The sequence below is a fragment of the Natronorubrum halobium genome, from assembly GCF_051351675.1.
Classification (GTDB): Archaea; Halobacteriota; Halobacteria; order Halobacteriales; family Natrialbaceae; genus Natronorubrum.
Genome location: NZ_CP195595.1, coordinates 1,597,998 through 1,621,080, shown reverse-complemented (window position 1 = coordinate 1,621,080; position 23,083 = coordinate 1,597,998). Strand labels below are relative to the sequence as shown.

At 66.2% G+C, this 23,083-nt stretch carries 22 protein-coding genes; 10 read left to right on the top strand and 12 right to left on the bottom strand.

Annotated elements, in window-relative coordinates:
- Positions 1 to 40 precede the first annotated feature (40 nt).
- Positions 41 to 1,228, top strand: a complete 1,188-nt coding sequence (locus ACSFC7_RS07945; RefSeq protein WP_436347175.1) for an NAD-binding protein — start codon at positions 41 to 43, stop codon at positions 1,226 to 1,228.
- Between the two features lie 40 nt (positions 1,229 to 1,268).
- On the opposite strand, the gene deoC is transcribed toward ACSFC7_RS07945, so the two are convergent.
- Entirely contained in the window at positions 1,269 to 1,904 is a 636-nt protein-coding gene (gene deoC / locus ACSFC7_RS07940; protein ID WP_436347174.1) for a deoxyribose-phosphate aldolase, read from the bottom strand.
- A 72-nt stretch (positions 1,905 to 1,976) separates the two neighbouring features.
- Between deoC and ACSFC7_RS07935 the strand changes: the two genes are divergently transcribed.
- The 5 genes from ACSFC7_RS07935 to ACSFC7_RS07915 all read left to right on the top strand — a co-directional run bounded on the left by ACSFC7_RS07935 (position 1,977) and on the right by ACSFC7_RS07915 (position 6,227).
- Positions 1,977 to 2,954 carry a ribose 1,5-bisphosphate isomerase gene (locus ACSFC7_RS07935; RefSeq protein ID WP_436347173.1) on the top strand — a complete coding sequence of 326 codons (978 nt, stop codon included), beginning with the start codon at positions 1,977 to 1,979 and terminating at the stop codon, positions 2,952 to 2,954.
- A 224-nt stretch (positions 2,955 to 3,178) separates the two neighbouring features.
- Complete coding sequence (locus tag ACSFC7_RS07930; protein WP_436347172.1) at positions 3,179 to 4,000, top strand: DUF63 family protein; 822 nt, start codon at positions 3,179 to 3,181, stop codon at positions 3,998 to 4,000.
- 38 nt (positions 4,001 to 4,038) lie between these two features.
- Complete coding sequence (locus tag ACSFC7_RS07925) at positions 4,039 to 4,917, top strand: carbohydrate kinase family protein (protein ID WP_436347171.1); 879 nt, start codon at positions 4,039 to 4,041, stop codon at positions 4,915 to 4,917.
- Positions 4,918 to 5,057: 140 nt separating this feature from the next.
- Positions 5,058 to 5,360 carry a HalOD1 output domain-containing protein gene (locus tag ACSFC7_RS07920; protein WP_436347170.1) on the top strand — a complete coding sequence of 101 codons (303 nt, stop codon included), beginning with the start codon at positions 5,058 to 5,060 and terminating at the stop codon, positions 5,358 to 5,360.
- Between the two features lie 138 nt (positions 5,361 to 5,498).
- Positions 5,499 to 6,227 carry a nucleoside phosphorylase gene (locus ACSFC7_RS07915; RefSeq protein ID WP_436347169.1) on the top strand — a complete coding sequence of 243 codons (729 nt, stop codon included), beginning with the start codon at positions 5,499 to 5,501 and terminating at the stop codon, positions 6,225 to 6,227.
- 144 nt (positions 6,228 to 6,371) lie between these two features.
- Here the strand turns inward: ACSFC7_RS07915 and ACSFC7_RS07910 are convergent, their stop codons facing one another.
- Entirely contained in the window at positions 6,372 to 7,247 is an 876-nt protein-coding gene (locus ACSFC7_RS07910) for an HNH endonuclease (protein ID WP_436347168.1), read from the bottom strand.
- 105 nt (positions 7,248 to 7,352) lie between these two features.
- Between ACSFC7_RS07910 and ACSFC7_RS07905 the strand changes: the two genes are divergently transcribed.
- The gene (locus ACSFC7_RS07905) at positions 7,353 to 8,009 is read left to right on the top strand and encodes an amphi-Trp domain-containing protein (protein WP_436347167.1); all 657 of its coding nucleotides are present in this window, start codon (positions 7,353 to 7,355) and stop codon (positions 8,007 to 8,009) included.
- Between the two features lie 5 nt (positions 8,010 to 8,014).
- On the opposite strand, the gene ACSFC7_RS07900 is transcribed toward ACSFC7_RS07905, so the two are convergent.
- Positions 8,015 to 8,749, bottom strand: a complete 735-nt coding sequence (locus ACSFC7_RS07900; RefSeq protein WP_436347166.1) for a DUF547 domain-containing protein — start codon at positions 8,747 to 8,749, stop codon at positions 8,015 to 8,017.
- A gap of 115 nt (positions 8,750 to 8,864) precedes the next feature.
- Here ACSFC7_RS07900 and ACSFC7_RS07895 point away from each other — a divergent pair, with 115 nt between their 5' ends.
- Positions 8,865 to 9,890: an AI-2E family transporter gene (locus ACSFC7_RS07895; protein ID WP_436347165.1), complete on the top strand. Its 1,026-nt coding sequence runs from the start codon at positions 8,865 to 8,867 to the stop codon at positions 9,888 to 9,890.
- 52 nt (positions 9,891 to 9,942) lie between these two features.
- Here the strand turns inward: ACSFC7_RS07895 and ACSFC7_RS07890 are convergent, their stop codons facing one another.
- On the bottom strand, positions 9,943 to 10,239 hold the full coding sequence (locus ACSFC7_RS07890; protein ID WP_436347164.1) for a hypothetical protein: 297 nt from the start codon (positions 10,237 to 10,239) through the stop codon (positions 9,943 to 9,945).
- Positions 10,240 to 10,288: 49 nt separating this feature from the next.
- Here ACSFC7_RS07890 and ACSFC7_RS07885 point away from each other — a divergent pair, with 49 nt between their 5' ends.
- Positions 10,289 to 11,257, top strand: a complete 969-nt coding sequence (locus ACSFC7_RS07885; protein ID WP_436347163.1) for an AAA family ATPase — start codon at positions 10,289 to 10,291, stop codon at positions 11,255 to 11,257.
- On the opposite strand, the gene ACSFC7_RS07880 is transcribed toward ACSFC7_RS07885, so the two are convergent.
- The 6 genes from ACSFC7_RS07880 to ACSFC7_RS07855 are packed head-to-tail and all read right to left on the bottom strand — an operon-like array spanning position 11,243 to position 17,386.
- Complete coding sequence (locus ACSFC7_RS07880) at positions 11,243 to 12,634, bottom strand: hypothetical protein (protein ID WP_436347162.1); 1,392 nt, start codon at positions 12,632 to 12,634, stop codon at positions 11,243 to 11,245. The two genes, ACSFC7_RS07885 and ACSFC7_RS07880, sit on opposite strands and share 15 nt — an antisense overlap.
- Positions 12,631 to 13,794 (bottom strand): DUF58 domain-containing protein, encoded by a 1,164-nt coding sequence (locus ACSFC7_RS07875; RefSeq protein ID WP_436347161.1) that lies wholly within the window; start codon positions 13,792 to 13,794, stop codon positions 12,631 to 12,633. The genes ACSFC7_RS07880 and ACSFC7_RS07875 overlap by 4 nt, the downstream gene beginning before the upstream one ends.
- Positions 13,778 to 13,960, bottom strand: coding sequence for a hypothetical protein (locus ACSFC7_RS07870; protein ID WP_436347160.1), 183 nt, complete (start codon positions 13,958 to 13,960; stop codon positions 13,778 to 13,780). Before ACSFC7_RS07870 ends, ACSFC7_RS07875 begins: the two co-directional genes overlap by 17 nt.
- Entirely contained in the window at positions 13,957 to 14,643 is a 687-nt protein-coding gene (locus tag ACSFC7_RS07865) for a DUF7269 family protein (RefSeq protein ID WP_436347159.1), read from the bottom strand. Before ACSFC7_RS07865 ends, ACSFC7_RS07870 begins: the two co-directional genes overlap by 4 nt.
- Positions 14,640 to 16,301, bottom strand: a complete 1,662-nt coding sequence (locus ACSFC7_RS07860) for a DUF4129 domain-containing protein (protein ID WP_436347158.1) — start codon at positions 16,299 to 16,301, stop codon at positions 14,640 to 14,642. The genes ACSFC7_RS07865 and ACSFC7_RS07860 overlap by 4 nt, the downstream gene beginning before the upstream one ends.
- A complete protein-coding gene (locus ACSFC7_RS07855; RefSeq protein WP_436347157.1) occupies positions 16,298 to 17,386 on the bottom strand; it encodes a M48 family metallopeptidase in 1,089 nt (362 codons plus the stop codon). Before ACSFC7_RS07855 ends, ACSFC7_RS07860 begins: the two co-directional genes overlap by 4 nt.
- 178 nt (positions 17,387 to 17,564) lie before the next feature.
- Between ACSFC7_RS07855 and ACSFC7_RS07850 the strand changes: the two genes are divergently transcribed.
- A complete protein-coding gene (locus ACSFC7_RS07850; RefSeq protein ID WP_436347156.1) occupies positions 17,565 to 17,885 on the top strand; it encodes a hypothetical protein in 321 nt (106 codons plus the stop codon).
- 43 nt (positions 17,886 to 17,928) lie between these two features.
- Here the strand turns inward: ACSFC7_RS07850 and ACSFC7_RS07845 are convergent, their stop codons facing one another.
- Complete coding sequence (locus tag ACSFC7_RS07845) at positions 17,929 to 21,003, bottom strand: FAD-binding and (Fe-S)-binding domain-containing protein (protein WP_436347155.1); 3,075 nt, start codon at positions 21,001 to 21,003, stop codon at positions 17,929 to 17,931.
- 1,391 nt (positions 21,004 to 22,394) lie between these two features.
- Positions 22,395 to 22,688 (bottom strand): hypothetical protein, encoded by a 294-nt coding sequence (locus ACSFC7_RS07840; RefSeq protein WP_436347154.1) that lies wholly within the window; start codon positions 22,686 to 22,688, stop codon positions 22,395 to 22,397.
- Between the last annotated feature and the right edge of the window lie 395 nt (positions 22,689 to 23,083).

Sequence of the window (23,083 nt, the reverse complement as noted above, 5' to 3'; positions counted from 1 at the left end):
AGACGGTGCCGTTAACTAACGCCGCCCCGGACCGGTGGGTATGTCCGAGGCTCGATCGTGGCGCGAGCGACTCCCCGACAACTGGCGACGGATTCTCTCGACCCGGGCAGCCGTCGCACTCGCGCTGATCGTCGCCTTGCTCTCGGTCGCAACGGCGATCGTCAACATCGGTACCGACGTCGTCTCCGGTCCGCTCGCGCCGTATCTCCCCGAGGCCGTCCAGGATACGGCCGGCTTTACCGGTGCGCTGACGGGATTCCTGATGGTCGGTAGCGCACTCGCACTGCGTCGCGGACTCCGCGTCGGCTGGTGGGCGACGTTCCTCCTGCTCCCCTTGACCGCGGCACAGGGGCTCCTCCAGGCGAGCGCGTACTCGGTACCGCTGATCGTCGTCTCGCTCGTCTCGATGCCGGTCCTCCTGGTCACCCGCAAGCGGTTCACGAAACCGCTCTCGCTCGGGACAACCCAGATCGCGGCCGGTTCGGCGCTGCTGGGCGTGCAGTTGTACGGCACCATCGGCGCGTACGCGCTCCGAGAGCACTTCGAGGGCATCGAGAACCTCCTCGACGCCTTCTACTTCACGCTGATCACCTCGAGTACGGTCGGCTACGGCGACATTACGCCGGATCCGAACTCGACCGAGGGGTTGCTGTTCACGATGTCCGTCCTCGTCCTCGGCGTGGCCAGTTTCGGTATCGCCATCGGGGCGCTCGTCGGTCCGGCGATCCAATCTCGCATCACGAAGACACTCGGAAAGATGACAGACTCACAACTCGAACTCCTCGAGGACCACATCCTCGTCCTCGGCTACGGCGAACTGACGGAACCGATCGTCGACGAACTCGCGTCCAACGGGCGCGAGTTCGTCGTCGTGACGAACAACCGGGACATGGCGCCCGATCTCTCCGATCGGGGGATCGCGGTGATCACCGCCGATCCGAGCGACGAGGATCCCCTCGAGCGGGGGAAGATCGATCGCGCGAGCGCGATTCTGGTCGCCACGAACCACGACGCCGAGGACGCGCTCTCGATTCTCACCGCACGGCAACTCGCGCCCGAGACTCGCATCGTCGCCGCCGCGACCGACCGCGAGAACACCGAGAAACTCGAGCGAGCCGGCGCGGACGCGGTGATCAGTCCCTCGGTCCTGGGGGGCCACTTGCTGGTGCGATCGGCGCTGGGGAGCGACGACAGCGAACTGATCGATCGGATCATCGGCGAGAACTAGTCCTCGAAACTGGCTCCGCTCGTAGACGTACCGTTCAGAATTACTCCGGCGCGCCCTCGAGAATCTCGACCCCGCTCGAGGCTCCGATCCGTTCGGCTCCGGCCTCGAGCATGGCCATCGCCTCGTCGTAGCTGCCGACGCCGCCGCTGGCCTTGACGGGACGGTACTCGCTCATGAGTTCGACGTCTTCGATAGTCGCACCGCCCTCCGCAAAGCCGGTCGAGGTCTTCACCATCGACGCGTCGGCCGCGACGGCGGCCTCGCAGGCCCGGTGTTTCTCCTCGTCGGTCAACAGCGCGGTCTCGATGATCACTTTGACGGGGATCGGGACTGCGGCGACGAGTTCCGCCAGTTCGGCCCTGACGGCGTCGTTGTCGCCCGCCTTCAGCCGGCCGATGTTGATCACGACGTCGAGTTCGTCCGCGCCGGCCTTCCAGGCGAGGACGCCCTCCCGCCGCTTCACGTCGTGGTCGTTCTGCCCGTGGGGGAAGCCGATCACCGTCGCGAGCGTCACGTCGGGTGCGTAGTCGTTGGCCTCTTCGAGCGCGTACGGCGGGATACAGGCGTTCATGCCGTGCTCCTGGGCAGCGTCGAGGACGGTACGAACGTCGGCCATCGACGTCTCGGGGCCGAGTACGGTGTGATCGATCAACGGCGCGAGTTCACTGCGGTCCATACGGGCAGGCACTCGCCGGACCGTCAAAAACCCGCCCGATCACTTTTGGCCGCTCGAGTGCAACCGGTTGGCATGGACGACAGTCTACCCGCCGTCGACCCGGACGTCGCGGCGACCGCCGACGACATCGCCGAGATGGAGATTCGGGGGGCGGCGACCATCGCCGACGCGGCCGCCGAGGCGCTCGCGAGACAGGCCGAACGATCCGAGGCCGCGAGCCCGGACGACTTTCGGCGTCAGCTCCGCGCCGCCGCGAAGACGCTCTACGAGACTCGTCCGACCGCGGTGAGTCTGCCGAACGCGCTTCGGTACGTCCTCCGCGGGATGAGCGGCGAGACCGTCTCGGAACTGCGATCGTCGACCGTCGCCCGCGCCGAGGAGTTCCAGCAGGATCTGGCCCAGGCTCAGTCGAAACTCGGCGAGATCGGCTCGAACCGGTTGCGCGACGGTGACGTGGTGATGACCCACTGCCACTCGACGGACGCGCTGTCCTGTCTCGAGGCCGCACTCGACGACGGCAAGGAGATCGAGGCGATCGTCAAGGAGACCCGGCCGAGAAAACAGGGCCACATCACGGCCCGACAGTTACGGGAGTCGGGCGTCCCGGTGACGCTGATCGTCGACAACGCGGCCCGCCGGTACCTGGATCAGGCGGACCACGTACTCGTCGGCGCGGACAGCATCGCGGCCGACGGCAGCGTGATCAACAAGGTCGGGACCAGCGGGCTGGCGGTCAACGCCCGCGAGCGCGGCGTGCCGGTGATGGTCGCCGCCCAGACGATCAAGCTCCATCCGGACACGATGACCGGGCACACCGTCGAGATCGAGATGCGCGCCGAAAACGAAGTCGTCTCGGACGAGGAACGAGCAGATATCGGCGGCGAGCAGGACGGAGAAGGGGTCACGGTCGAGAATCCCGCCTTCGACGTCACGCCGCCGCGGTACGTCGACGCCATCGTCACCGAGCGCGGTCAGTTCCCCCCGGAGAGCATCGTCATCCTGATGCGAGAGCTGTTCGGCGAGACGACCGGCGAACCGTGGGAACCGTAGCTCGCTGTCCCGTCGTCAGTCACGCGCGCTGTCACTCGAAACCAGTTCCGTCACTGTCAGTCGCACCTGTTGCCCCACCTCGCTGGCACCCGCGCCTGTCGCCATCATTCGCCAGTCCCGGCGCCGACTCGCCGTAACTACTCGCCGATGCGCGGAAAAAATTTCACGCGAGCGAATCGTTGACAATCGGAAAGTGTTAGTCACTGGTGTGTGCCACTACCCATATGGTATTACCCGAGGGGTTCATGCTCCCGCCGTGGTACCTCCTCGTTCCGATTCTCGTGGTACTGGCGGGGGTCATCGCACTGCTGTGGGCGCTCGAACCGCCGGTGACCGATCAGACGGTGCTTGCGTTCGTCCCGTGGATGATGTTCGGCTCCGCCTTACACGTGCTTCATCGATTCGAGGCGTATCCGGACCAACTCGAGCTACTGTTCGCGACGCCGACCGTCTATCTCGTCACGGCGGTTATCGCCGGCGTCTCCTGGATCATCGGTATCTTCCTCTACGCGGGCGGCCTTCAGGCCACGATCGAGCGGTTCGTCGGCATCGCCGGGACCGCGTTCTTCACCGTCTTCACGATGATCATCCTCAACATCGGCTGGACGGAGGAAACGTTCGAACCGTTCTGGCCCGTCATCAGCGTCGTCGTCGCCGGCGTCGTCGCCGCGATCGCCTGGGTCGCGCTCAGCCTCTGGTTCACCGACGTCGCCGCGACGACGGGTGCCACCGGCGCGCTCGTCGTCTTCGGACACACCTTAGACGGCGTCTCGACGGCCATCGGTTTCGACGTCGTCGGCGCGGGCGAGGACGTGCCGCTCTCGCGACTGCTTCTCGAGGCCGGCGAGTCGCTGCCGACCGCCGAGTACATCGGCGCCGGCTGGCTGTTTATCCTCGTGAAAGTCGTCCTCGCGCTGGTGATCGTCGGCCTGTTCAGGGAGTACGTCGAGGAGCGCCCGCAGCAGGGGCGGACGGTCCTCGCACTGGTCGCCGCGATCGGACTCGGCCCGGGCGTCCACAACGTCCTGCTGTTTATCGTCACCTAGATTTTTTTCGGGGGGCACCGTCTTCCCGCTAGCATCGCATGGTCCCCACCGTACTCACCGCCGGCCACGTCAACTGGGACGTCACGTTGCGCGTCGATCGACTCCCTGAAGCCGACGGTGAGGCGACGATCCGGTCACAGCGCCAGTCCGGCGGCGGCAGCGCCGCGAACGTCGCCGCCGCCCTCACCGGCCTCGAGGTCGAGACCGGGCTGATCGGGAGCGTCGGCGACGACGACAACGGCCTGCTCGCCAGGCGCGAACTCGAGGACGCGGGCGTCTCGCTGTCGGGACTGCACGTCGTCGAGGGCGCCGACACGGCCGTCAAGTACCTGCTGGTCGACGATACGGGCGAGGTGTCGATCCTCGGCAACGACGGCGTCAACGAGGCCGTTCGGCCGTCGGATCTCGACGCCTCTCGCATCGAGTCGGTCGAGCACGTTCACCTCACGAGCCAGCACCCCGAAACCGCCGGGACCATCGCGACCATCGCCTCGGAGGCCGGCGTCACCGTCAGTTTCGACCCCGGCCGACGGGTCGGCGATCGCGACTACAGCGCGACGCTCGCGGCGGCCAACGTGCTCTTCGTCACCGACCGCGAGGCGACGGCGCTCGACGGCGACCCCGACCGCCGATCGGACGATCGGATCCTCGCCATCACGTCCGGCGACGACGGCGCGGAGGTGCGGACCCCCGACGGCACGTACACCCACCCCGGGTTCGCCATCGAGGCCACGGACACCGCCGGTGCGGGCGACGCGTTCGCGGCCGGGTTCATCGCGTCGCGACTCGAGGGATGCGGGTTCGACCGAGCAGTCGAGTACGCGAACGCCTGCGGCGCGCTCACTGCGAGTCGAGAGGGGGCGCGGAGCGCGCCGACGGCGGCCGAGGTCGAGCGGTTTCTCACGGATCGATCGTGATCGATATCCATTTATTACGGTGGTTCGCAGCCGGCCCCTTCGCAGTCGGTCGGTTCTCACCCACCGTTGTCTGACGGTAATTATATAGGCGACGCCGTTGGTCACTCGGATAGAAAGTCACGGAGACGTGACGGAGAGACATGACGGAACGAAGGATCAGCGAGTCCCATGGATGCGAGTTCAAACATCGCGTCCGGTACGAGCGAGACACGAACGAACCGCCGAGTATCGCAACTGCAACCGCACTGGCGGAGTTTCACGGTGAAGACGTTGCAGCGACCAGTACGCGGCTGTACGACTACATCGATCCCGACGCACTCGATGCCCTCTTCGCGGAGACCCACAGCGGGATCAGTCGGGCGGCGGGCACCGTCGAGTTCGCGGTCGGCGACGTGACGGTGACCGTCGAGCCGGACCAGGTGGAGGTCCGACCGTCCGACTGACGGACTGATCGACCGATCGAAGACGGCTGGACAGCACCTCGCGGTGGGTGGGACGGGGACGACGCAGATCGTCTGTCTGACGGACGCTCGGGACCCGTCCTCGAACCTTTTTTCTCGCCGCCACGGAAACGGAGGGGTATGGCAACGCAGCCACACCTGCTGGTAGACGACGGAGATCTGACCGACCGAGTTCTCATTCCGGGCGACCCCGGTCGCGTCGACCGCATCGCGAGCCACTGCGACGAGCACGAAACGATCGCCGAAAATCGCGAGTACAAGGTCGTCAACGCCACCTACGAGGGCCAGGAGCTGACGATCTGCTCGACCGGTATCGGCTGTCCGTCCGCAGCCATCGCCGTCGAGGAACTGGCGAACGTCGGCGTCGAGACGTTCATCCGCGTCGGCACGACCGGCGCGCTCCAGTCGGACGTCGAGATCGGCGACATGATCGTCGCGACCGGCGCCGCGAAGAACGAGGGTACCTCGAAACGCTACGAAGCCGTCGAGTACCCCGCCGTGCCGGACTACGACGTCCTCTCGGCGCTCGTCGACTCTGCAGAGGCCAACGATGAGGAGGTCCACGTCGGACCGATCGCCTCCGACGACGCCTACTACGCCGAGTCCGACAACGCCGTCGACGACTGGGAGGACGCCGGTCTCCTCTCGGTCGAGATGGAAGCCGCCGCCGTCTTCTCGCTGGCCCGCCGCAAGGGGCTGCGCGCCGGCGCGATCTGTACCGTCGACGGCAACCTCGTCGAGGGCACCCAGAAGGGCACCGACACCGAGGACGACGAACTCCCGGACAAGGCCAAGAACAACGTCGGTCGCGCGATCGATATCGCGCTCGAGGCCACAACTCAGCTGTAACGGTCGATCGTCGTCGCGATCCGACACTCGATTTTCATCGAAATTTTCGGTCGGAAGAGTGCGCTCGATGAAGACGTGGAACTCATCGCCGCCAGCGTGAGCAGCGCGCTCGCTCCGGACATTCCTCAAAAAACAGGGACCGATTCACGCGTCCGAGAGCTGTGCTGCGAGCGCCGTCGCCCGATCGGTCAGGTCTTCCGTCGTCGTGGACGCCGCCTGTAATTCGTCGTTGATGGCCGAAAAGAGCCGCTCGAGCGCGAGGTCCCCGCTCTCTCGCTCCCAGTCGGTCGTCTCACGAGCCTCGAGCCGACAGGTCGAACAGCGTCCGTCCTCGAGCGCGCCGAAACAGCCGTGACAGCGCTCGAGTCCGACGGGGACCGTTTCGGCTCGGTCGACGACGGTTCGGAGGGTCGACTGCAGGTCGGTCGCCGACGCCGAAAACGCCTCGACCGACGACCCGACGTCGGCGTCGAACGCCTCGACCGACGACCCGACGTCGGCGTCGAACGCCGAGTCGTCGATCGCCGCGAGGCGCTCGAGGTGTGCATCGGCGACGTCGACCGCGAGCAGGACGTCCTGACGGATCCGGCGGTACTCCGCAGCCGTGTCGGAGTCCGCGGACGGTTCGGCGTCGGTGTCGCCGTCTGCGGACGGTTCGGCGTCGCCGATCGTCGTCGGGAGCGACGTCGCGATCGACGCGAACGAGGCGGCGTCCGAGATGGCTCCACCCTGCGTGCGGGTGGTCTCGCGGACGTGCTCGAAGAGGGCGTCCCGCGACGCCGGCGGGTCGGGAGGCGAGCGGTCAGCCGAAGCCGAGGAGGACAGCGACGGGAGACAATCGGTACAGACGGTCACGAGCGTGCTCTCGTGGACCGTCCCCTCGAGCGGAACGGCACCGACGGGGTGCGTTCGGAGATCCGTCGGGTCGGCCGCGTCGCCGACCGCACCGCAGTGTCGACACGTGTGGTCGTCTCGGTCGAAGACGGCTCGCCGATCGGCCTGCCAGTCGCGGGAAGTCACGAGCGAGCGAAGACAGCGCGACGACAAAAACGCACCGGCTCTCCGAGTGCGGCGGCCGTCCGATGCCACGTCAACCACTAACCCGCTGGCCGTCGAACGCGACGTATGGCCGATTCGACCGACGAAGGTGAAGACGAGTTCGACGACGAGTTCGAACTCGAGCGCGCGTACGATCGGGACGAACTCGCCGCGGTCCTCCGGGAGTTCGCGACCGCACTGGCGGCCGACCAGCCGCTGCAGTTGACCGACGGCGATCGAACCGCCACCGTCACGATCCCGCCGCGGGTGATCGCGGAGTTCGAGGTCGAACGCGACGCCGACGCCGAACCGCCCGTCGCGGAACTGGAACTCGAACTCGAGTGGGACGACGCCGAGGACTCGAGCATTCGATTCGAGGAGCACGGCGGTGAGGCCCGCGATAGCGCGGGCGACGACGAGACGGGTGAGAGCGACGATGAAGCGATCGAGAGCGACGTGACAGCCGAGAGCGGCGACGAGGCGGAGAGCGGCGACGAATACGTCGAGTCCGAGTCGGACGGGGACGCGGTCACGGTACGGGCGGGAGAACGGAGCAGTCGAACCGGGCGATTCGAGGTCTACGAGGATCGCGCCGGCGAGTGGCGCTGGCGGCTGGTTCACTGGAACGGAAACATCGTCGCCGACAGCGGCGAGGGGTACACCTCCCGGTCGAACGCCAAACGCGCCGCACGAAGCGTCATGGACACGGCACCGGCCGCGAGCATCGAGGATCTATCGGACTGACTCGCTTACGGCCGGAGATCGTCCAGTTCGACGTCGAACTCGAGGTCCGGCGGCCGGCTCGCCCGTTCGTACTCGAGCGACGGTCTCGCACCGGCCGGAATCGCGTTGTACTCCCGGAGGAACTCGATAATGCCGCGTGCGCCGCCGAAATCGCCGCGGTAGCGGCGGAACAGTCGCGGAATGGTGGCGACGTCGCCCTCCGGGTCGTATCCGACGTTCTCCTCCAGGAACCACTCGACGGCGATATCCAGTTCCGCGTCGACGTCCCTCGGCGAGTAGACCGTGACCGGCGGGCAGTGCTCTGCGCCGTGGCTGATCGCGAAATGGAGCCGCGGGTCACACTCGGGGAGCCGGAACTGCCGTTCGAACGACGACGGGAACGGCCGGGGCAGGTAGCCGAATCCCCAGGGGTGTTTCGAACACCGAAGCATCCCGTGTTCGATATCGTTGAGACTCACCCAGACGCTGCCGATCGGAATCCGATCGCGAGAGACGAACTTCCAGCGCCGGAGCACGTTGCCCTCGAGCGACGACGGATTCGTCTCGAGGAGCAACTGCGCGTAGGCGTTGTAACAGTTGAGCCAGAAGGCGAGTTTCCCCTCGCGAGTGGCGAGCGCGCGTTTCAGGTGCGCCTGCTCGAGCGTCGCGAGGTGCTCTTGCAGCCAGTCGGTGTCACCCTCGGTCTTGACCGCGTACAGCAAATCGGCCGAGAGAGAGAGGGGATCGAGCTGGGTCGACATTCAGTGGTGTGTTAGCGTACCAGACCCTTGAAGACGTGTGACGAGTGAGTACGACAGTCCCGACGCTGGATATGTCTGGTCCAACTTTATCTGACACGTCGTGGATGTCGGTCGTGTGAACCTCAGCAAGGGGTATCTCCTGACACTGATCGTCGTCATGGCGTACCTGTCGTGGCAACTCGTAACGCCGTTCCTGCAGTACGTCCTTGGAGCCGTACTCATCGCGTTCGTCCTCTATCCGCTCCAGCGCCGACTCGAGAGACGCCTCTCCCCGACGCTCGCGGCGTTCGCGCTCGTCGTACTCGCCGTCGTCGCGTTCATCATTCCGTTCGTCCTCGTCATCGGCCTGTTCGCCGAGGACGCGATGCAGATGCTCCAGAACGCCGACGCCGAATCCCTCCGATTGGCCGACCTCGAGGCCGCGATCGAATCGCAGACCGGACAGTCCGTCGACATCGCGTCGACGGTGACGGATTCCGCCCAACAGATCGGAACGGCCGTCCTCGAGCGCTCGACCGCGTGGTTCAGCGCGTTCACCCACGCCCTCATCGGACTGGGACTGGCGCTCTTTCTCGTCTACTACCTGCTCAAAGACGGCGACGACCTGATGGCCTGGCTTCACGACATGACGCCGCTGCCTGCGGAGGTCCAGGACGACCTCTACGGCGAACTCTCTGAGGTCATGTGGGCGGTCCTGGCCGGCCACGTCCTGATCGCGATCATCCAGGGATTCATCGCCGGACTGGGGCTGTTCGCGACCGGCATTCCGAACGCCGCGTTCTGGACGTTCGTCATGATAATCCTCGCGCTCATCCCCCTGATCGGCGCGTTCCTCGTCTGGGGCCCCGCCGTCGGCTACCTGCTGCTGACCGGCGAACCGGTCCTCGCAGTCGCGCTGGCGGCCTACAGCGCCGTCATCGTCGGCATCTCGGACGATTACCTGCGACCCATCGTCGTCGACCGCTACGCCAAACTCAACCCCGCGGTCATCATCCTCGGCGTCCTCGGTGGCGTCTACGCGTTCGGCGTCATGGGCCTGTTCTTCGGGCCCGTCATCCTCGGGGCGTTTCTCACGACGGTCGACGTCATCGACGACAACTACGACCGACTCGAGGGCGAGTCCGGGACGACCGAGACGTAGCCGTCGGACGGTGTGAGCCGAACGAGCCGTGGAACGAGCCCGTAGCAGCTAGTTACCGAACGGGACCGTCGGTCATCGACCGACGGCCGACGGAGACTCCGCACTCGAGTCCGTCCGAAATCGTCTCGGCACTCCCCGGCGACGGATCGACCGCTCGAGCGAGAACCGGAGCAGGCGGTGGATCCCGTTCGACGGCGATCGAGAGCGCGTCGCCACCGCACTCCTCGCGACCGTCACGAAACGGACGCCGGAAGAGGGGGCGTCCGTCCTCGATGCGGACCGCGAAACCGGGTACGACAGGCGGTAACCGGGACGATGGGGCGGCCCGAACCCGGCCGCGAGTCGTCACGTGTCGATCTCCCGAGAACTATAAGTTCTCGTAGGAACGGATACTCGGTATGTCAGTCCCCGACGCTGCGACGACCGCGGAAGCCGTCGTCGACGAGATCCTCTCCGCGGTCGTCGCCGACCGAACCGTCCTCGAGGAAGTCACCGCCGGATTGCTCGCCCGCGGCCACGTGTTGCTCGAGGACGTCCCCGGAACGGGGAAGACGCTGACGGCCCGCTCGTTCGCCACTGCACTCGGCCTCGAGTTCTCCCGCATTCAGTTTACGCCCGATCTCATGCCCGCGGACGTCACCGGATCGTACGTGTTCGAGGAGGACACGGGCGAGTTTCGCTTTACTCCCGGGCCCGTGTTCGCGAACGTCGTACTGGCCGACGAGATCAACCGCGCGCCGCCGAAGACCCAGTCCGCGCTGCTGGAAGCGATGGAAGAGGGGCAGGTAACCGTCGACGGCGAGACGCACGACCTCCCCGACCCGTTCGTCGTCATCGCGACGCAGAACCCCGTCGAGCAGGAGGGGACGTTCGAACTGCCGGAGGCCCAGCGCGACCGATTCATGGTGAAGACCTCGCTCGGCTACCCCGACGCGGACGGAACGCGCGAACTGATCGACCGGCGCGCGGACCGCGACCGCCCGGATCCGACCGTCGAACCGATCGTCGACCGCGAGGCGGTCCTCGAACTGCAACGCGTCCCCGAATCGATCACCGTCGACGGCCCGGTCCGCGACTACATCGGCGAAGTCTGTCGGGCCACGCGTCGGGACGGTCGCGTCGATGTCGGCGTCTCGCCGCGGGGCGTCCAGCGGCTGTTCGAAGTGAGTCGGGCGGCGGCCGTCCTCGACGGCCGGGATTACGTGGTTCCCGACGACGTCAACCGCATCGCCGGCCCCGCGCTCGCTCATCGACTCGTCTTGCATCCCGAAGCGAGCGTTCAGGGAACCGCTCGACGTGCAGTTATCGAGTCCGTACTGGACGACGTCGACGTTCCGTCGATGGAGCCGCCCTCACCGGAGCAGTAACCGCGCGCTGACGGCAATCGTCACGACGGCAGTGAGGACCCCCGCCGTCGCCGGCACCGACAGCGTCGGAGAAGCGACCGTCGCCAGCCACAACCCGCCTGCGGCGACGGGAACGGCGACCGCTGCGACGCCGCCGCTCCAGCCGATCCGGGCGAGCTGTGGCCGGCGCGACGCGCCCGCCGAACCGATTTCTCGCGCGAGAACCCGCCCGTAACGGCCGACGTCGTACGCGAACAGCCCCGCCGCGAGTGCGACGAGCGACGGCACGGCCGTCCGGACTGCCTCGACCCCCGTGGCGGCCGAATCGGTACTCACGGCGATAGCGACGACGCCGACTGCGAGCCCGGCGGCGATCGTGCTCGCGGGATTGGGGATGCCAACCGTCTCTATCGCTTCGGCGTACCACCACAGCACGAACCATCCGCCCCCGAGAACGACCGCCGTCGCCCCGAACAGCATCGCGGCGTCGCTCGAGCCGATCGGACCGGCGCGAGTACCGATACCCGCTGCCACAGCGGACGCTCCGACCCCGAACGCGGATCCGCCGACGACCGCGACGATGGCGTTGCCTCGCTCGTCCGTTCGGTACCACGAGTTCCGGGCGATACCGCCCAGAACGGTGAACGCAGCCCCCGAAACGACCACCGCGGTAATCAGTCCGCGAACGACGGTGCTGCCGGCGATCCCCTCGAGGAGCGACTGGAGCGGTGGCACGAACACGGCGATCAGTGCCGTCAGTACGAGCACGACGAGCAGCAGGATCACGCCGATCCCGAGCCGCCAGAGCAGCAGTTTTCGCAGCGCAACGTGTGCGTCCCGACGTCGCGGTTCGGTGAACGCGGCCGAGGGGACGACGAGCAGGCTACCGGCCAGGAGGAGGCCGGCGACGACGATCCAGCCGAGCAGGCCGGCGATACCGTGGCCGGTGGCCCACAGCACCGCCTCGAGCATCGGCTGGAGACCGCCGACCGTCGCGGTCCAGAACGCGAGCACGGTGGCGATACAGGCGGCGATCCCAGCGAACAGCGCGCCCGTTCCCGCACGCAGCAACGCGGACTGCGTCGGCCACGCCGCGTCGATGTACCCGAGGGCGACGCCGACGACCGTTCCCGCGAGTAACAGGGCGATACCGAGGGCCCCGGTTCCGCTCCCGAAGGCGGCGACCACCCCGAGGACGACCGCCGGTAGTACCGCCGACGCGACCGTCACGCGCCAGAGCGAGCCTGCAAACCCGCGTATCGTCGCCGCGAGCGCGAGTCCGGCCGCGATACCGGCGGCCGCCATCGGATCGTGCACGGTCAACGCGAGCGTGCCGACGACTGCGGCGAGCACGATCGCTCGGGCCGTCGTCGACGGGAGCCGCTCGTCGACGCTCATCGATCACCCGCCTCCCCGATGGCATCGTGCAACACCAGCCCGAGCGGTCGCTCGAGTTGCCAGTCGACGACGCGAGCGCCGGTCGCCCGAACGCGGGCGAGCCGATTCCGTCGATCGAGCGCTTCCAGTCGCGTCGCGACGTCGTCGCTACCGGTGACGTCGGGCGAGATCACGCGGACGGCGTAGCCGCGCGCCCGGAGCGCCTCGACGAGTTCGGCCGGCGTATCGTCGACGAACGAGGAAAACAGGTACACCTGGGCCTCGCCGGGGAGTAGCTGGGGGAGGGTCTTGAGCGGGTCCCCCTGTCGCGTTCGGGCGCTGGTCGTGCCGACGGAGTCGGCTCCCCACGTCGCACGCAGCAGGTCCACCGCGCGCCGTCGCGTCGTCGGATCGGCCCCCGGTGAAACGGTCGATAGCTGGCGGTCGTGAACGCCGACGACGCCGGTCGGATGGCCCCCCGCCACGAGCGTCTCGAGGGTTCGCTCGGCGGCGGTGCCCGAGAGTTCGATCGCCGGAAGCTGTCCGGTCGTCGCCGCGCGAAACTGGCTGGATCGGGCGTCGACGACGCAGACGATCCGGGTCGCCCGCTCGGCCCGGTACTCGACGGTCGCCAGCTCCCGCGTGCCGGCGTACCGACGCCAGTCGATCGCGCCGACCGGGTCGCCCGACTGGTACTCCCGGACGGCGTAGAACTCGACGCCGCTGCCGCCCTCGTCGGTCGGCACCTCGCCGGCGTAATCGTTCGTCCCGCCGCCGAGGGGCACCGTCTCGACCGGCGGGGAACAGCGAACCGTCTCGTCACCGGCCACGCTCGCCGTCCACGTCTCCGCTACCGTCCCCGTGAGATCGCGGGTCCGGATCGTCGCGTCGCCGAACGCGTGCTCGCCGCGGCACAGTTCGACCGCGTACTCGACGGTCGCCTCCGCGCCCGGCTCGAGGGTAACACACGTCCGGGGCGATCCCGAGACGACCGGCAGCGCCTCCGGAACGCCGTCGACGACGCGCAGATCGACGATCGGCTCCGAGCCGACGTTCCGGGCGGTCGTTCGCACCGTGACGGTGTCGCCGGGGTCGCCGGAGTCGCCGTCCGGTCCGGTGTCGAAACCGCCCGACTCGCCGTCGGCACCGTCGTCGACGGCGAGTTCACGCTGGAGGCGCACCGTCGCGTCCTGCCGGGTCCCCCGCGGCGACGACGTACCACAGGGGCACCGTGGCAGCGGCGACGAGCAGCTGGCTGCCGACGACGATACCGATTCCCGCGAGCGATAACGCGGCGACGAGTCCCCACTCGCCGCGGTCGAGCCGGTCGATTTCGCGCTCGCTCATGGATCCGCCTCCTGCCGGTCGGCCGCACGCGTTCCGGTCTCGATCGCGTCGATCGCCTCGAGCGTGCGCCGCACACGACGGTGATGGGCCGCGCCGGGATCGACCGCGCCGCGCAGTCGCTCGGGGATCGGCTGGCCCAGATCGTCCGCGAGAAACGCCGCGGCGACCGGATCGTCGGTCCACGTCCCCGAGCGGACGGCCTCGCGGGCCGCCTCGGGCTCGAGTCCGCGTCCGGTGCTGACGACGCGAACCGCACCCTCGACGAGGCGCTCGTGGACCGCCGCGGTCCCGTCGTTCGTCCGACACCGATACCAGCCGCGGGCCGCGGTGTCGAGTCGCCATCCCGTCTCGCGACCGACCTGCCGCTCGGTACGGGTCGTGGCGGCTTCGGGCGGCGGGCCCTCGACCATCGTCGGGACGGTCGACTGGGCGCTCCCCCACGCCCACCGGAGCGCGGCGATCACGATCGCGACGCCGATCGCCGGAAGCAGGACCGCGAGCGGGTACAACAGATCGGTGAGCGCCCCACCGAACGGGACGAATCCGCCGAGCAGCACCGTTCCGGCCGCCAGCGTGACGCCGCCCGCGACCAGCGCGACGGCGACGCGCTCGGGATCGGCCGAGGCGATCCGATCGGTCAGGTCGCGCCACGATCCGGTGATCGATCGGCGACGCCCGCTCATTCCGATCCCCCCTCGTCCTCGTCCGAATCGACCTCGTGGTCGATCAAGTCGTCCGCCGCGGCCCGTGCCGCTTCGACGCGGTCCGGCGACGGTTCGCGATCGCCGTACTCGACGTCGCGGAAGATCGCGACGAGTCGGGTCACGCTCGCGGCCGGGAACCCTGCGGCGAGCGCGTCGCGGGCTACCTGTCCCGGCGTCCGCGTCTCCCGCCCCTCGACGTCCAGTCGATCGAGGAACGCGTGCCACGCCGTTCGGACCTCCGCGCGCGGGCCGCGCGGTGCGAGCGACTCGTCCGCCAGTTGCGGACGGTTACGATCGGCCGCGGAATCGTCCGCGTCCTCGCGCTCGTCGTCGGACCCGAATCGGTCACGGAACAGCGACCCGACGAAGTTCTCCGATCGGTTCGGCCCGCGGAGGAGCGAGCCGAGCGACGGCAGCGTCCCGAACGCGGTGCCGAGCGACGAGAATGCAGTGCCGAATGAGCGAAGCCCGCTGCCGATGCCGAGACGTGGAATCGAGACCGACGGCATCGGTATCGACGATATCGACGGCAGTCGGGATTGGCTGAACGGGTTCGCGCGCCGTCCCAGTACATCCGAGAGCCCCGCGAGCATATTCGCGAGTCCGACGAAGATCCCGGTCGGGATGCGATTGCGACGGTGCTCGCGGGTGGCGGCGAAGCGCAGGTACGTCACTGCCCCGCCGATGAGAAATCCGGGCCCGAACACGACCAGCGCCGTCAACCGGAGGTAGAGGTTCTCGACGGTCGCCGTCGCGGTCTCCTCGCCGACCTCGACGGTGACCGTCGCCGCGTCGTCGATCGGCAGCCACACTCGCGTCTGGCCGCTGTCGTCGGTCGTCGTCGTCCCGCCGCTCTCGAGTGACACCGTCGCGTCCGGGACGGCGGTCCCGTCGGCCGACACCTGAACGGGTGCGGGGGAGCCCGGAAACAGCAGCGGGGAGGTGAATCCGATCTCCGGTTCGGCGACGTCGACGGTGCGTTCGCCCTCGACGGGGCCCCGTTCGACGCGGAGGTCGACTGGACGGGCCGCGTCGGGAAGCGGGACCGTCGCCGCACCGTCCTCGTCGGTGGTCGCGACGGATTCGCCGTCGAGGAAGACCGTCGCGTCGGGGACGGGCGTCGAACCGACCGCGACGGCCACCTCGAGGTCGCGAGCCGGTACGGTCCCGTCGTCGGGCTCGATCGTCGCCGCCGTCTCGACGTCGACCGTCCGCGACCGGTTCGTGTCGGGGACCGTTACGTTCATCTCCTCCGCGTAGGGGACGACGACGCTGATCGAGCCGAAGTCCGTCTCCCCGACCGATTCGCCGTTCACTTCGACGGATTTCTCGTTGAAGGGGCCGGTAGCGTCGAGCGAGACCGTGACGTCGTTCCCCGGTTCGAGATCGCCCTCGATCTCGATATCGTGCGAGCGGTCGTCGGTACCGCTATCGTCGTCTCGATCGGCGTCAGTATCGGTTACGTCCTCGACCGGGTTCGACGAGGACGCGACCGACTCCCAGTCGCCGGCGGATGTCCCGCCGTCCCCCGTCCCCGGCGACTCGAGTCGGGGATCGGCCGCGGGCAGCGCGCTGGCGACGACGAGCAGACAGCACATGCAGCCGAGGGCGAACAGCAGTCGACGCGTTCCGGTCACGATACGCCCTCCAGTTCGGTCGCGATGGCGGAGAGTCGCCGCACCCGTTCCGCCACCGGCGGATGCGTGTCGGCCGAGTCGATTGACCCACGGAAAGCGGGCGTGCTCCCCTCGAGCCACGCGGCGATCCGTTCGCGGCGCTGCTCGGACGCGGTCGGTCGCCGAATCGTGGGCAGCGAGGCGGTGTTGCGGCCCGTGACGAGTTCCGACGGGACGATACACAGGGCGCGGATCCTGGCCCGCCGAAGGTCCGTCGCCGGGGTCTCCGTCGTTTCGGCGAGCGTCAGCAGCGCGGTTGCGAGCGCCAGCGGTGCGCCCGTGAGTCGGGCCGCCGCGTCGTCGGCTGCGAACTCTCGCGTCTGCGAGAGCGTCCGGGTCGCCCAGTCGGCGACGATCGGAAACAGCCAGATCACGGGTGCGACGAGGACGTACGTCAGCACGACCAGCGGGAGAAACCACTGCAGCGCGACCCGACCCTGGTCCGACAGCGCGTCTCGATCGTAAACCGCTCGCCGTGCGAGCCGCGCGGCGTGATACGTTCGGTCGGCGATCTCCAGAAACAGCGTCGTGATCGTCATCAGCGTCACGTCGCGGTTGGCGATGTGGGCGATCTCGTGGGCGAGAACTGCCTCCAGTTCGTCGGCATCCAGTCGGTCGATCAGGCCCGTCGTGACGACGATCGTCGCGTCGGTCAGCCGACCGATCGTGTAGCAACTCGCCGCCTCGTCGTCGACGACGCGAACGTCCGGTTCGGGGACGTCGACGGTCATCGCCAGTCGTCGCACCGTCCGCGCGACCGCGTGCGATTCGTCACCGTCGGCGCCGCTCGTGCCCGAGAGCACGCGCCGATAGCCGTAATACGCCTGCGCCGCCAGAAACCCGGCGACCAGCACCAGAGACGTCGACCACGAGACGGGCAGTCGGACGAGGTCGACGCTGACGGTCCCGTGCTGGAGCAACACGATGGCTCCACCGACGACGCTGGGCAGCAACACGCCGTAGGCCCACAGGAGCGCGAACACGAACAGGGCGTTCATCCCGACGAACACCCCGAGGACGGCACAGATCCGCAACCGGAGACTCATGGAGGGGTATTGACGTATGCTCCCGAGTCCGCAACCAAAAATTTTCCGTGTGGTATCACGTTGCTCCGTTACGCATCCGTGAGGGGACGCGGCCCGCTACCGTGGCGACGAGTCACCCGATATCCGCGTTCCGCGCGAAGACTACAGCGTTCAAGGACGACGAGGTCGTACCTCGATCATGCGCGTCCGGACCTACATCTACGATTCCGACACCCCCGTCGACTACGTCGAAGCCGTCCTCGAGCGCCTGGAGCGTCGCGACGAATCGATCGAGTTCCAGGACGTCGCCGCGGCGGCCGACCGCGACGACGCGGTTCGGGAGGCCACGTTCGCGATCCGCGAGTCCGTCCGGATCGGGAGGGGGCCCGACGGGATCTACGACGACGAGGGAAATCCCGACTTCTCCGCCGGCGTCCTCATCACGCAAGCGCCGACGGGTCGGCGAGCTATTCACGTCGGACGGGAGGCGCTCGAGGCGCTCGACGACGAAGAACGATAGGCCTCCGGGGGATGCCCTCGTTCGGTACGGCCGGTCGGTCGCATCACTCGAGCGCCGCGTCGACGAGTTCGATCGGCGTCGGCGGTTCCTCGGTCGCGCCGGGCCGGTTCTCGAGTTGGGTCCGACAGGACGCGCCGGGGGCGACGACGCGCTCGCCGTCGCTCTCGTCGACCTGCTCGTACAGGATCGAGGCGATGGCGTCGCTCATCGAGGCGTGTTCGGACTCGTACCCGAAACTGCCGGCCATGCCGCAGCAGCCCGAGTCGAGCGGCTCGACGGCGTAGCCCGCCCGCCGCAGGACGCCAACCGCGTGGTGGTCCTTTCGCGTCGCCTTCTGGTGGCAGTGGCCGTGGTAGGTGAGCGCCTCCCCCGCGGCGTCGGCGTCGAAGGCGATCTCCTCGTCCAGTCGGAAGGCGTCGACGTACTCGCAGACGCCGTAGGTCGCGTCGGCGACCTGCACCACGCGCTCGTCGGTGAGCAGGTCGCCGTAATCCAGCTGGAACATGACCGCGTCCGAGGGCTCGATGACGACGACGTCCCAGCCGTCCTCGACGAGCGGTGAGAGTTTCGAGACGTTCTCGTGGGCCGTCTCCCGGGCCTTCTCGAGGAACCCCTTCGAGTACGCCGGACGACCCGTATCGCCGAGGTCGTCGGGAACCGTGACGTGGACGTTCGCGGCCTCGAGGACGCGAACGGCGGCCTTTCCGGCCGCGGGGTGGTTGTAGTTGGTGTAGGTGTCGGGATACAGGACGACCTTGCGGTCGGCCTCCCGCTCGTTAACCTGCGCGCCGCCGCGGTGTTCGAACCAGTCCCGGAACGTGTTCGCGTGGAACGTCGGGAGCGAGCGACTCGAGTCGATCCCCACCGTCGCCTCGAGAAGTTGGCGTGCGCCGGGGAGCTTCGACGCGGTGTTCGAGAGCGGTGCGAGACGCGAGCCCCACGCCGAGAGGGTCGCGACGTTCGCGAAGAGCCGATCCCGGAGCGTCGAGCCGTTGCGCTGGTGGTACTCGTGGGTCACTTCGGCCTTGAGTTTCGCCATGTCGACCTCGCTCGGACAGTCGATGGCGCAGCCCTTGCAGCCGATACAGAGCCCCATCACCTCCTCGACGAACTCGTCGGAAAAGGCCTCTCCGGGCTCGAGGTCGCCGCTCATCGCCTGCCGGAGTCCGTTCGCCCGCCCGCGGGTGCTGGTAATCTCCTCGCGGCTCGCGCGGAAGGTCGGACACATCACGCCGCCCGTCGTCTCCTGTTCGCCGCGACAGCCGCCACAGCCGTGACAGAGTTCGACCATCCCCTGCATCCCGTTGTCGTTGGACCAGACGAGTTCGGGCTCGAAGCCGGTCTCGAACTCGTAGTCGGGATCGAACCGCAGGTGCTCGCGCAGGTCTGTCGGGTCGTCCTCCCGGAAGACGACCTGTCCCGGGTTGAGGAGCCAGTCGGGGTCGAAGGCCGTCTTCAGGTCCTGGAAGCTCCGCCAGAGTTCGTCGCCGTAGAGCTTGCGGTTCCACTGGGTCCGGGCGCGACCGTCGCCGTGTTCGCCCGAGACGCTCCCGCCGAGTTCGACCACGAGGTCCGTGACGTCGTCCGCGATGCCGTGGAGTTGGTCGATTCCGATCTCGGTCTTCGTGTTCACCAGCGGCCGGATGTGGAGCACGCCGGGCCCCGCGTGCGCGTAGAACGCGGCGTAGGTGTCGTGGTCCTCGAGGATCGACTCGAAGCCCTCGACGAACTCCGGCAACTGGGCGGGCGGAATCGCGGTATCCTCGATGAACGAGATGTGCTTCTCGTCGGTGGTCCGCGAGAGCAGGATCGGGAGTCCGGACTTGCGGAGCTTCCACAGCTGTGCCCGTTCCTCCTTCTCGTAGGCCTCGAGCGCCTCGATAGCGAGCGTCTCGGCCTCAGTTTCGGGTGCGCTCGCGGACGGCTCCCCGGCCGGCGTCGCCGACGGGAGACGGTCGGCGAGCAGCCCCGCGACCTGCTCTTTCCCGTGGTCGGCGTCCTCGGCGTAGAACTCGACCAGCAGGACGGCGTTCGTTCCGTCGGGGAGAATCTCGGTGACCGGCCCGAACTCCGCCGTGTCGCGGGCCAGATCGATCAGCACGTCGTCCAGGACCTCGACCGCGGCGGGGTCGTGGGCGAGAATCGGCTCGACGTCCCGCATCGCGTCGTGGAGTTCCGGATAGCACAGCAGGGTGACGGCTTTCGTCTCGGGGACGGACTCGAGCGAGACCGTGGCCTCCGTGACGATGGCGAGCGTCCCCTCGCTGCCGGCCAGCAGGCGCGCGAGATTGACGGTGCCGGGTTCGCCGGTGTCTTCGCCGCCCGGCATGGTACTCCCGCGAGCCTCCGCGACGAGTCGGTCGAGGTTGTACCCCGAGACGTTGCGTTTGAGGTCGGGGTAGGCCTCCTCGATCAGGTCGCCCTCCTCCTCGAGGATGCGCTCGACTTCGGCGTAGATCCGGCCCTCGAGGTCGCCGTCCGGATCGGCGCGTTCCGAAATCTCCTCGAGCGTGACCTCGCCGAACGTGGTCACGGTGCCGTCGGAGAGGACGGCTTCCACCTCCTCGATGTAGGCGTCGGTCTTGCCGTATTTCAGCGAATGCGAGCCCGTCGAGTTGTTGCCGATGGCGCCGCCGATAGCGCTCTTGTCGCCCCACGCGGGGTCGGGCGCGAACTTCAGGTCGTGGGGCGCGAGGGCCTCGTTTAGCGTCCCGAGGATCGTCCCGGGCTGGACCGTCGCCGTCCGGGCGTCAGGATCGATCTCGAGGATCTCGTTCATGTGACGCGAAAAGTCCAGCACGACGGCGCGGTTGACCGTCTGCCCGGCGAGACTCGTTCCCCCGCCCCGCGGGAGCACCGGAATCTCGCGCGCCGCGCAGTACTCGACGATGCCGGTGACGTCGGTCGTCGACTGGGGGAACGCGACCGCGATCGGCGTCATCTCGTACGCGCTCGCGTCGGTCGCGTAGAGCTCGCGGGAGTAGGAGTCGGCACGGACCTCGCAGTCGACGAGGGTCTCGAGGTCGTCGACCAGCGCCGGACGATCGACCTCGTCGCTCCGGTAATCGTAGTTCGCGCGTCGGTCGGCGGCCGGATCGGCGCTCGGCTCCAGTGACATACCGCGTACTAACGCACAGGCGGCTAAAAGCGTCAGCATTGGCGAACGCAGGGATGTCATCTCCAGTGACACGTAGCGATTGCAGACGGGGTATCCGGACCCACGGCTCCGAGGTCGCCGTCGACCGACCACGTCGTGACGGTTGGAGACGTGCTCGAGCGCGAGAGCACTCGCTCGCTCGACACGACGCTGCACGACGGGACCGCTACCAAGGACCGCTGAGCGTCGACCGTCGATTTCCGCAGAAATTCGCGCGTCGCTCGAGCGCAGTGTGTTCGTCGCTCGAGGAACGAACAACGGGGAACGCCGGCGCCCTCGAGCGACGAGTTGGCTGGCCGATCGACGGGGATCTCGAGCCGTCGATCGCCCGTTGGGAGTGTTCAATCTGGTGGTGACCGAGTGGAAACGGCCCCGTCGTTTTCCCACGAACGCCCCCGGGGCCACCGTCCGGGTATCGGACGGCAATAACACGTATGGACGAGAATTACACAAGCAACTCGCCTAACTGGTTGGGGTAGTTTTGTCAATAGGCGGGGGAGAAAATGGCAGATTAGATACTATATGTGAGGGTAACCGCGATAATGAAAGAATTTATTTATACTAATATAGTTAATATTTAATACACAGACCAATATATCTTACCTCGAGAAATAACGATCTTAGACCTAATATTTCAGCTTCTAATGCGTTCTAACGGCACTCAATCGAAAGAGAGTTAAACCAATAGTCAAGCACCCATAGATCGACTATTCCGCATATTTATCGGATCTGCCCAGAATATTAAGACAGAATCGATCCCTACCTATCGCTCTATCTATATCAATATACATTTTATACCATTCATGTCTATCATTTATTAAATTAGTACTGGGTAAGCTATTTAATTAAATTGGATGGGAAAGTATCCATCGAAATTTGTACAATCTTAATTTTATATTTTGATAATTTATATTTTTTCTAAATACCCCTTTGATTTCTTGAACTGGGCGAGAACGCGCGGAGGGGACAAGTCAGAAGCAATGATTACAGTACGATGACGATAGCCACTCATAGCCTGCAGACAGCCACAAGTCGATTACTTTCCACTCAGGCTGTCAATAGTGGACGGTCAGTTACACGCCAAGCGGGATGAATCCTCGACAAACCGAGCGGGAGATCAAGATTAGAATACAGCGGGGAATCTGGTGAAGCGAGCGGTATAAACACGAGCGAGAAGCGACATGAGAATCTCGAACTACGCGACGACCGTTCTCGAGGGAGGGATCATAGATGGATAGCAACTTGATCTTGTACGCATCCAGCATCGACATCCCGTACTGGATGGCAGACTGGTGGTAGTGAGTAGATTTATTCATAAAACACATCAATACGAAGGTTTGTTATGTATCTGCCTACGATTCGCGCTCGTTTGGTAAAACGGGGATCAATCCCCCAGAACTTTCCGTGTTTTTCACCATATCTCCGTACTGAAGAGCGAGGGGGCCAGTTTTCCAGTATTCTCCTGAAGAGGATTCATCCGCTTTGATCCACCCCTCCTGCTCTAACTGCTTGAGAGCATTCCTGAGTTTCTCTCCCTTCACATCATGCTCAAGTTCTGATTCGATATCGTTCATCGAGAAACGGATTTCAGAGATTGAATTCTTGATTATGACACTACTGATTTGGGCAGAGATATCGTGTACCATATGTTCATGTACACGTCTTCAATTTATAATCTTACGGCGTACTGGATTTCGCCACCTTCCTCTAGCAGTCCTAAAGAACACGCCATCGACGTGCCTTAGACGGCCGAATCGTGTCCAGTCATCTCGAAGAACACGTTGATCGAGAAGTCCAGCATTGGTAATCAGGTCGTCTATATCTAGAATCCGTCAATTGTGGATGTAGATCCCAGTAGAAAATTATATTCACTGTATTGAAATCCCATCCCAATTATCTTTTGCCAATTTCTCGTCCATTCCAACATTGAAATCACAGGCTTCAGTTGCGATATCCGTAATCAAAAAGTGGTTCACGGGCTTCCGGATATAGGGGTAATATTATTTACACGGCAGTTTCCGCGGGTTCCACCTGAAACTAC